The organism is Pseudoalteromonas sp. OF5H-5 (assembly GCF_021530695.1).
Taxonomy (GTDB): domain Bacteria; phylum Pseudomonadota; class Gammaproteobacteria; order Enterobacterales; family Alteromonadaceae; genus Pseudoalteromonas.
Genome location: NZ_JAKGBF010000026.1, coordinates 44,112 through 53,996 on the forward strand (window position 1 = coordinate 44,112; position 9,885 = coordinate 53,996).

Consider the following 9,885-nt stretch of genomic DNA (forward strand, 5'->3'; position numbering starts at 1 on the left):
AGTAGTTACTATCGTCAAAGTGAGAATCAACGAATTAATAAAAAGTTCAATTAAAACAGTTGTATATGTGATATTCGTTATTCTTAGTAGCTAGATGCTTTTTACTTCCAGAAGCAAGGTTAGCCTAGAGATCTAAATTGATCCAGTTGTTGTTTTAAGAATGATCACACTAAACTCGCCGTTGATCAAAATTACTCCAAGCTGAAAACCTTTATTCTATTGGCTTGGAGCGACTTATCCACGGAATCTGTGGATAACATTGTTTATTATTATTTGAGAAGTATTGCAAGACTATGAAATTAGGGCGCTGCAGCCGTTTCAAGTAAAATTCGATAAATATTTAATTTCAACAATATCAATAGCTTATATTTGATTGGTTATTTTTGTTTATTTGTTGCTCAGTGTGAAGCTTTTATGAACTTTTTACCTTTTTGGTTGTGCAAAAAACATGCTACTTTGCAAGCGAGGTTGTAACTTTTTTGTCAAAACTTACTGAATCGTTATTTTCAACACTAAACCTTAATCCTGTGACGTAACACAAGCTTTTTATAGGTAACTGTTGCTAATTTAGACTTTATAACGACTCTTAACGTTTCCCGCATAGCGTCAACATCTTGAATAGCATACAATGAGCCGCTTAAAGTATCAGAAATAGGTTGTTATGACTCAAGCTAAGTCAAATTCCAATGGCAACGATATCCTTTTTGGTGATATTGGGGCGACTTTAAAGCGAATGACGATCCCCATGATATTCGGGATGATCACGCTGATGATGTTTAATCTCGTTGATACTTTCTTTATTAGTATGCTTGGCACCGAGCCGCTCGCAGCAATCAGCTTCACCTTTCCAGTTACCTTTACTGTAATTAGCTTAGCCATCGGGCTAGGTGTTGGCACATCCGCCGTTATCGCGAAGGCTTTGGGTAGCAATTTGCTCGACGAAGCTAAGTTTGATGCCGCAGTGGCTATTATTATCTCTGCCATTTTTGTTTCGCTGCTTTCTATTCTTGGTTTTATTTTTGTCGATGAGATCTTTATTCTCCTCGGGGCAGGTGAAGCGGTTATGCCATTTATACACGACTATATGTCCGTGTGGTTCATTGGCTCGATTTTATTGATAACGCCGATGATTGGTAATTCAGTGCTGCGTGCCAGTGGTGATACCAAAACGCCAAGTTTAGTCATGGGACTCGGGGGATTAGTAAATGCGGTGCTGGACCCGATATTAATCTTCGGATTTGGGCCAATTGATGCAATGGGTGTAAAAGGGGCTGCAGTGGCCAGTGTGTTATCTTGGAGTCTTGGGGTAACTATTATTTTATATTTGCTGATAGTTAAAAAACGTCTTATCTCACTGTCTGCAAAATACACCAGCTTCACAAATGCGGCAAAAAAAATTCTCACCATCGGCCTGCCTGCAGCTGGCGCAAATATGCTGACGCCGTTGGCAATGGCGGTAATGACCGCACTTATTGCCAGTTATGGACCAGAAGCTGTGGCCGCATTTGGCGTTGGGAGTCGTATCGAGTCTATCGCAAGTCTCGTGGTTTTGGCGCTTTCTATGACTTTGCCTCCTTTTGTAAGTCAGAACTTTGGTGCAAAACAATACCAGCGTGTGTCTGATGCCTATACCCAAACACTTAAATTTGTGCTTGCTTTTCAATTTGCGGTCTATCTATTACTGGTATTGAGCGCTTACTACATCAGTCATACTTTTGGTAATGAACCTGCTGTCGTTGAAACCATACAGTTATTTATTTATATCATGCCGCTAGGATACGGCCTTCAAGGCGTGATCATATTAACCAATTCGTCATTTAATGCGTTGCATAAACCGATGAATGCGCTCATTCTAAGTGTGATCCGGTTGTTCATATTTTATGTACCCATTGCTTATATAGGCTCACAGTTGGCAGGATTACCAGGGCTATTTGCAGGCGCTGCTTTGGGGAATTTATTTACCGCAGCCATAGCCTACAATTGGTTTAAGAAAGTAATTAATGAAATTGCAGCAAGCGAGGTTCAAAAGGAGGCGTAATGGAAGATAAGTTTCAGCTAGTTTCTGAGTTTCAGCCAAACGGAGATCAACCAACTGCGATTGCTCAGCTGTGTGATGGTTTAGAATCGGGCCTTGCACATCAAACCTTGCTGGGGGCTACGGGGACAGGTAAAACCTTTACCATGGCCAACATCATTAATAATCTTAACCGTCCTACAATCATTATGGCGCATAACAAAACACTAGCGGCGCAATTGTACGGCGAAATGAAAGAGTTTTTCCCTCATAATGCGGTTGAGTATTTCGTCTCTTATTATGACTATTATCAACCCGAAGCCTATGTCGTTGCCAGCGACACTTTCATTGAGAAAGACGCGTCTATCAATGATCACATTGAGCAAATGCGTTTATCTGCGACTAAAGCTTTGCTTGAGCGCAGAGACACTATCATCGTCGCCTCCGTTTCAGCGATTTACGGCCTTGGCGATCCCGACTCTTATATGAAAATGATGCTGTTGCTGAAAGTCGGTGAAACTATCGATCAGCGCGACATGTTAAGGCGTTTGGCAGAACTACAATACACGCGTAATGACATGGATTTTAGCCGTGGTACCTATCGAGTTCGCGGTGAAGTTATCGATATTTTTCCTGCGGAATCGGAAACCATTGCGGTACGGGTTGAGATGTTTGACGATGAAATAGAGCGGATCAGTTTATTTGATCCCTTGACTGGTGCCGTTGAAAAACACCTCGTTCGCGCGACTATTTATCCAAAAACTCACTATGTAACGCCAAGAGAAAAGATCCTTGATGCCATTGAGCGCATTAAGGTGGAACTTAAAGACCGCCGCACTCAATTATTGGATAAAAACCGCTTAGTTGAAGAGCAGCGCATTGCTCAACGTACACAGTACGATATTGAAATGATGACCGAGCTTGGCTATTGCTCTGGTATTGAAAATTACAGTCGATATTTATCGGGACGTGCACCAGGTGAGCCACCACCAACTTTGTTAGATTACTTGCCGGATGACGCGCTTATGATCATCGACGAATCTCACGTTACCGTTTCGCAGGTGGGGGCGATGTACAAAGGCGATCGCAGTCGTAAAGAAAACTTGGTTGAATATGGTTTTAGATTGCCGTCTGCGCTAGATAATAGGCCACTAAAGTTTGAAGAGTTCGAAGCGATTTCGCCGCAGACCATTTATGTTTCGGCGACACCTGGTGATTATGAATTGAATAAATCAGCGGGTGATGTTGCCGAGCAAGTGATCCGCCCAACAGGGCTATTAGATCCTGAAGTAGAAGTGCGTCCAGTTGCAACTCAAGTTGACGATTTGCTCTCTGAGATTTACAAACGGGTGGAAGTGAATGAGCGTGTACTGGTTACTACGCTAACAAAACGCATGTCAGAAGATCTGACCGATTATCTTAACGATCATAACGTTAAGGTGCGTTACTTACACTCTGACATCGATACCGTTGAGCGTATGGAGATCATTCGAGACCTACGCAAAGGCGTTTTTGATGTATTAGTCGGCATCAACTTGTTACGAGAGGGCTTGGATATGCCTGAGGTTTCATTGGTTGCCATACTTGATGCAGATAAAGAAGGCTTTTTACGCTCGACGCGCTCTCTTATTCAGACAATTGGCCGCGCGGCACGTCACTTACATGGTAAAGCGATTTTATATGGTGATAGGGTGACGAACTCAATGCGCCAAGCTATAGATGAAACGCAAAGACGTAGAGAAAAGCAAGAGGCGTACAATGAGACCAATGGCATTACCCCAACGGCACTCAATAAGAAGATCACGGATGTGATGGATCTCGGTGAGGAAGTGGCTGATGACAAAGTGGTTGATATCGATGCCAAATTTAAACCAGGTATGCCTGCAATGGATGCGAAAGAGATCGCTAAAGAAATAGACCGACTCGAAGCACAAATGATGAAGTTTGCTAAAGAGCTTGAGTTTGAAAAAGCAGCTCAAGCGCGCGATCAAGTTCAAATCTTACAAAAGCGTTTGATTAAAGCCTAGGTTTTAAAGAATAAAAAAGCATGTGAGACTCACATGCTTTTTTATTGGTTGGGTATTAGAAGCGGTAGCTGACACCTAGAGATAGGCTCGATGTATCCAAGTCACCCATATCAAGGTACTTATAGCCAAGGTTAACTGCCATGCCGTTATCCCAGTCATATTGCCAACCCGCTTCAGCGACAAAACCGATGCCATCGTCGGTAACTAATTTAGTGCGGCCACGAGTGATTTCGTAATCGTAGTAGTTCGCACCTAATTTGCCGTAAAAATAGCTGTTGTCAGAAATTTGATAGTAGCCTTTTGCGGCAACAACAAAGTTATCAAATTCTAAATTGTTAGCGCCAAGGCCAAACAAAGTTTTGTTGTTTTGCGTACAGGTAAACTTGCGATCATTTTCGTCCTCACACTTCCAATCATCTAAGTCTTCACCGCTGTTATAACCTAATTCAAGCGCCAAAATTGGCGTAAAGTGATAGTTGTAATACAGGTATGCTTGGCCTACACCATCACCATCTTTGCTTGAGCTTTTATAAGAAGCGCCGCCGCCAGAGATGTCTAAACCAACGCGATGCGTCTCGTTATTTTGTTCTGCAAAAGACGATAAACTTGTTGTGAGTAATGCAAGAGATAAAAGCGCTTTAATTTTCATAATCAATGTCCGTTGTGGTTAACTTGAGGACAGTATAAATAGGGTAGGTGTCAAGGTCTGTTGGGGGGCTGTCATAAAGTGTAAGAAGGCGTCTAGTTTGGTTCTCTTTATTTTACAAATATAAATAGTCGCACTTGTTAAGTGCTTTTAGTTGCCTTAGATTTTGCAATGAACGTTTGATATTTTAGTAAGGTCGTCAATGTCAAAATCGCAGCAATAAGTCCGCTCCATATATGATGCATGATCAAGTGACTTGCAATGAACATAGGTACGTCTTGCCAGCCATCAATAAACAAAAGTTTACTCAATAACAACAAGTAACCGAGCAGGTGCGAGAAGGTCACAAACCTAAAGGATTTAGTAAATTCGCTTTTTGCATTGGCTGAGAGGGTGGGTATATTGAGATGTAGCGCGAGAATAAAGATTGTTGAGAGCACAATACTGACAAGTCCCAGCCCGAGTAATGAGGTTTTTATCAACACGATGGAGTAGATAAAAGCAAGTAACATGAGTCAGCCTAACAATTACAGAAAATGCAGTTTATATATGCTTAGGTTTTGAGTCTATTCGAATTATTCTAAGGATTAGGTAGTGATTTTCTGAGTGATCGCTCTATACTAAAGCCGATTTTATCAATAGTTTGTAAACCGATGTAACATTGCCCTATATTTTCGCGGCATGTTTCGTTATAAATGCAATGTTAAGTTGTAGTAAATTCGAATAAAACAATAACTATTACAGTAATTAAGACCAAGTTGGGAACTAGGGAAATGAAATTCGCTTTTAAGGATTTTTTGTTTGATAGCAAAGAACTGAAGCTTTATAAAGACGACAGAAAGCTCAATTTAAAACAAAAACCTGCTCAGATATTGGAGCTATTTTTATCTGCTCCTCAAACCATCCACAGTAAAGAAGACATCTTAGAGAAGGTATGGCCAGATAGAAAAGTAACCGATCAGGTCGTATTTCAAAATATTGGCCATTTACGTGCTTTGTTTGGTGATGATGCCATCAAAACCTTTTCACGAAAAGGGTATCAATGGCAGATCCCTTGTACGGCCTTTGAAGGGACTGCGGAAGCTCAGGCTTCACCTCAGACTACTCCCCATGAGTCGACTAAACAGGATGTAAAATCGGTGGAAGAAGAAACAGTAGTGACTGAATCACCTTCTGAAGTGTTCGAAAGACCAGAATCTATTGGTAGCAAACTGCCTATGTTTGGGCTTGCGGGTGCACTTGTGTTGCTAGCCTTGGGTATCTACTTTACGTTATCGTGAGCCAAATTTACTTGAGTTGAGGTTGTGTCATGTTGCAAACGTTGTATATCACAGGTGCAGGGGTGAGTGCCGAAAGTGGTATTCCGACTTTTCGAGGAGATGATGGTTTTTGGACGGTAGGTTCGGCTAATTACACTCCTCAAGAAATGGCAACGCGAGCAATGTATAAATCGCAACCGGCGGAATTCTTAAAATGGTACTACCATCGTTTTGTGGTTTACCGTAATCACGGCCCCAATCAGGTTCATCAATGGCTTAGTGATAAAAATGTGATCACGCAAAATATCGACGGTTTAGATGGTAAAGCGGGAAATAATCATTTTATTGCGATCCATGGACGCGTTGATCAAGTGACTCCCTTTCATACCCAAGGTGAGCCCACAGCGTGTTTTACTGCCCCTTGGGATGAGGTAGACGAAAGTCGATTGGCCGAGTCGTTGTTAGCACTTTTCAAGATCGCGCGACAAGGCCCAGAAAAAGGCGTGTCACTTAAACCCTATGTATTGTTATTCGACGAATACTACACCGATCTGTATCGTATTAGCGAAGCACAGTCACGAATGTATGCTGCGGATAGAATCATTTTTATGGGCACTTCCTTTAGTGTCAATATCACTCAAATGGCCTTGGAAATAGCAAGGCACAAAGCAATTCCAATTGAAGTGGTTGACCCAAACCCAGCGCACTTACTTTACAAACAAGTCACCTATCACCGCATGACAGCAAGTGAATACATCGCCAGTTTGCCTGCCTCTTAATTTAAAGCCTGAGGAAAGTTAGCCTGCATTGCTTTGATAGTAAGTGGCTAGCAGAAATTGTTTATATTCACTGAGCCGGTGTTGTTGTTGGAGGTGTGATTCAATCACTTTAGCGTTGTGGGGTTCCACTGCGCTTATATGTCGCCTTTCGATTTCCATCAAGCCAAGTAACGCACTTAATTCTTGAATGCTCAGTGGCGCAGTATGGCTATTAAAAGCTAAGTAGCATTCTAGAGGTGTTAACTTTTTTGCATTTCTTTGACTCAGTGCATTTTGAAGTAGCTCTTTGCTTTCAAAGTGCAATAAGGTCCTAAGGTAATTTAGACCGTTATCTTTCGCGGACATTTGCGATAAAAGGATATGTAGTATGTTATTTCCTTGCGGGTTAAGGTTATTGATTTGCTCAGCTTGGATCAATGGTGTTGAAAAAAAGGCAAACTTCTCCAAGGAGTTAATCGCAGCTATCATCGCCTCTGGAAAGCGTGCTGCTTGTAAGCAAACACTCGCTATATCTTGATAGTGGCCATAGAGTACAGTGTTACTCTGCGCACTTTGAAAAAGAAACTTGAGGACCTCAATCTGCTCGTCTCTGGTCACCTGTGCATACACGGCTTTTATTTTTTCTATATCCGCGCTTTTTAACGCTAACAAAAACTGAGTTAGACAATTATTCGACATACATAGAACCACAATTTATTATTTAATGCTCACGCAATATGATAGCCTATTCGCCTGCTGTTTTGCTCAATTTATAATGATAATAAAAAAGAGACGATAACGTGTTGCACTTTAAGATAATCCTGCTTACTTGTTGCCTACTACTAAGCCCACTAGTTCACGCTAATGAGCGTTTATATGATGCTTTTATAAAAGAAATTCAGCAACAAGAAACACGTGATAGCGCGCTTCAAAAAGTCGACCAAGTATTAGAGTCAGGCTTAACGCCTGAGGAAATCGCTGACGTTCACCATAAGACCACAGTTGCATTAAAAAATGGTTTCCAGCTCGAAGAGGCACATAAATGGGTGGAGCGTTTTAAACAGGTATTACTCTCACATCACTTACCCGAATATGAAGCTAAATACTCGTTAACGTATGGTGACCTCATGCTTAAAGAGGGAAAGTTTAGCGATGCGATTAGTTATTTAAACCTAGCCGTGTCTCAGCTATCGGCGCTTGATATGCATCGATTGTTAAGCCACGCTTATCGCTTTCGGGCTGCTGCTTACAAAAGCAATGGCAGTTATAAAGACTCGATAGAGAGTTACGAACTCTCAATTGAAGTGGCAAAGAAGTATGAACTCCCAGATTTGCAAGTGTCTGCGATCACTCAGTTAGCAGATGTTTACTCGGATCTTTCATTACCGGACAAAGCACTTGAATTACTGCAGCAATCGATAGCGGTACTAAAAAGCCAAAAACAGGAAAATACGGTTTTACTTGGACAAGTTTACTATAACCTAGGTGGTGCGCATCAAGTGATTGGCGACCATGCAAAGTCGCTTGAAGCTTATCAAACCGCATATGACTATGACATTAAAGCGGGCAATGTCGTTTATTCAGCTTACACGTTGATCCGCATTGGTCGTGAACAAATGAAACTCAGCCAATATGACAATGCACAAGCGTCATTTGAAAAAGCATTTACGATTTTCGAGGAGAATGACCACACCAGAAATCAGGGCTGGGCCCTGAGCAATTTGGCTGAAGTTAAATTAAAAGCAAATGAAAAAGCTAAGGCTCAAGAGTATGTTGAACAGGCGCTAGAGTTAATTGATCCGGTACAAAGTAAAGTGCTTTATCAAGAGACGATGACTACCTATGCGCAAATTGTTTTACCTGAACGAGCTGATTTTTTTATTCAAAGTATGGAGCAAATTATTGCTCAAGATGAGGTTTATCTTGGCCTCAAGGAAACCGCATTACGAGTGTTAAAGGACGCCTACAGCGCGAAAGGTGATTTTGAGTCTGCGCTTAATTATCACTTACAATATGCGGAATCTAAGGTTTCTCAGCTTGAAAAAGAAGCCAGTCAAAAAGCCTTGGCCTATCAGATGGATACCGAGTACCAGAAAAATCAATATGAGCTACAAAGTCTAAAAACACAGCGTGATGTAGAGCTGGCCGAACAGCGCGTAGAACAAATAGTAACGGCAGCAGTGGTGGGAGTTTTGGTCGTTCTACTGAGCGCATTTTTACTACTTGCGAGAAACAAACGTCGCTCACTGGAACTCGAGAAGCAGCTTCTCAACAAAACCTTGGACTTAAAGCAGCAACTACTTGCAGATATTTCTCATGAATTAAGAACACCACTTACCGTACTTAAGCTACATATTGAATCTCTTGAACATAATTTGGTGGAAAATCCCCAGCAGAGCTACAAAGTGCTTAACCGCCGTCTTGATACTCTTAACACATTAATTAAAGATATCTACGAACTCGCGCAGGCAGATACCGGCAGCCTTAACTTGGCGTTAGAGCGCGTCAATGCCAAACAAGCCTTTATTGGTCTTGTTGAAGATATTGATGACTTTGTGACGGATGAAGGGCTTGAGTTTAATGCCCATATTGAACTACCTGATGAACTGGAAATCGACATTGACGTAACTCGGTTCGCTCAGGTATTCAATAACTTGGCTCGTAATAGTGTGAATTATACCGACAAGCCGGGAGAAGTCTGTGTGGATATTAGCTATCAAAGCCAGCAAATCCAATGTGTTATTGAAGATTCAAGCCCAGGCGTGGGCGATGAAGCTTTGGGGAGATTGTTTGAACGTTTGTTCCGCTGTGATAAGTCCCGTAGCCGAGATCTTGGTGGCTCCGGCTTAGGTTTATCTATTTGTCAAAAACTGGTTGAATTGCACGGTGGTAGCATTGCCGTTGTGCACAGCGAATTAGGTGGGTTGAAAGTGAGTGTTATCATACCTTGTGAATAAAAACGCAAACCTGCTTTTACATCGCGATATGGCATTAGATATCGCCGCGTAAAGCGGCTCCTACGAGACGTTATATATTATGTGTAGGAGTGATTTCACATCGCGATATGGCATTAGATATCGCCGCGTAAAGCGGCTCCTACGAGACGTTATATATTATGTGTAGGAGTGATTTCACATCGCGATATGGCATTAGATATCGCCGCGTAAAGCGGCTCCTACGA

Annotated in this window: 8 protein-coding genes; 5 read left to right on the plus strand and 3 right to left on the minus strand. The window is 41.8% G+C overall.

Annotated elements, in window-relative coordinates; genetic code table 11:
- The first annotated feature begins 661 nt into the window (after positions 1 to 661).
- Positions 662 to 2,038, plus strand: a complete 1,377-nt coding sequence (locus L1271_RS23195; protein ID WP_235368893.1) for an MATE family efflux transporter — start codon at positions 662 to 664, stop codon at positions 2,036 to 2,038.
- Complete coding sequence (gene uvrB, locus L1271_RS23200) at positions 2,038 to 4,041, plus strand: excinuclease ABC subunit UvrB (RefSeq protein ID WP_102056245.1); 2,004 nt, start codon at positions 2,038 to 2,040, stop codon at positions 4,039 to 4,041. Before L1271_RS23195 ends, uvrB begins: the two co-directional genes overlap by 1 nt.
- Positions 4,042 to 4,096: 55 nt before the next feature.
- Here uvrB and L1271_RS23205 read toward each other — a convergent pair whose 3' ends face one another.
- On the minus strand, positions 4,097 to 4,690 hold the full coding sequence (locus tag L1271_RS23205; RefSeq protein ID WP_010607368.1) for a porin family protein: 594 nt from the start codon (positions 4,688 to 4,690) through the stop codon (positions 4,097 to 4,099).
- 137 nt (positions 4,691 to 4,827) lie between these two features.
- Positions 4,828 to 5,199: a hypothetical protein gene (locus L1271_RS23210; protein ID WP_235368894.1), complete on the minus strand. Its 372-nt coding sequence runs from the start codon at positions 5,197 to 5,199 to the stop codon at positions 4,828 to 4,830.
- Positions 5,200 to 5,460: 261 nt separating this feature from the next.
- Between L1271_RS23210 and L1271_RS23215 the strand changes: the two genes are divergently transcribed.
- Positions 5,461 to 5,967 (plus strand): winged helix-turn-helix domain-containing protein, encoded by a 507-nt coding sequence (locus L1271_RS23215; protein WP_235368895.1) that lies wholly within the window; start codon positions 5,461 to 5,463, stop codon positions 5,965 to 5,967.
- Between the two features lie 29 nt (positions 5,968 to 5,996).
- Positions 5,997 to 6,725 carry an SIR2 family NAD-dependent protein deacylase gene (locus L1271_RS23220; RefSeq protein WP_235368896.1) on the plus strand — a complete coding sequence of 243 codons (729 nt, stop codon included), beginning with the start codon at positions 5,997 to 5,999 and terminating at the stop codon, positions 6,723 to 6,725.
- 18 nt (positions 6,726 to 6,743) lie between these two features.
- On the opposite strand, the gene L1271_RS23225 is transcribed toward L1271_RS23220, so the two are convergent.
- Positions 6,744 to 7,403, minus strand: a complete 660-nt coding sequence (locus L1271_RS23225; RefSeq protein ID WP_174170849.1) for a hypothetical protein — start codon at positions 7,401 to 7,403, stop codon at positions 6,744 to 6,746.
- Positions 7,404 to 7,504: 101 nt separating this feature from the next.
- Here L1271_RS23225 and L1271_RS23230 point away from each other — a divergent pair, with 101 nt between their 5' ends.
- Positions 7,505 to 9,661, plus strand: coding sequence for a tetratricopeptide repeat protein (locus tag L1271_RS23230; protein WP_102056248.1), 2,157 nt, complete (start codon positions 7,505 to 7,507; stop codon positions 9,659 to 9,661).
- Positions 9,662 to 9,885: the final 224 nt, after the last annotated feature.

Coding starts and splice junctions, on each gene's coding strand:
- L1271_RS23195 (WP_235368893.1), top strand. CDS start 662: ATGACTCAAGCTAAGTCAAATTCCAATGGCAACGATATCCTTTTTGGT.
- uvrB (WP_102056245.1), top strand. CDS start 2,038: ATGGAAGATAAGTTTCAGCTAGTTTCTGAGTTTCAGCCAAACGGAGAT.
- L1271_RS23205 (WP_010607368.1), bottom strand. CDS start 4,690: ATGAAAATTAAAGCGCTTTTATCTCTTGCATTACTCACAACAAGTTTA.
- L1271_RS23210 (WP_235368894.1), bottom strand. CDS start 5,199: ATGTTACTTGCTTTTATCTACTCCATCGTGTTGATAAAAACCTCATTA.
- L1271_RS23215 (WP_235368895.1), top strand. CDS start 5,461: ATGAAATTCGCTTTTAAGGATTTTTTGTTTGATAGCAAAGAACTGAAG.
- L1271_RS23220 (WP_235368896.1), top strand. CDS start 5,997: ATGTTGCAAACGTTGTATATCACAGGTGCAGGGGTGAGTGCCGAAAGT.
- L1271_RS23225 (WP_174170849.1), bottom strand. CDS start 7,403: ATGTCGAATAATTGTCTAACTCAGTTTTTGTTAGCGTTAAAAAGCGCG.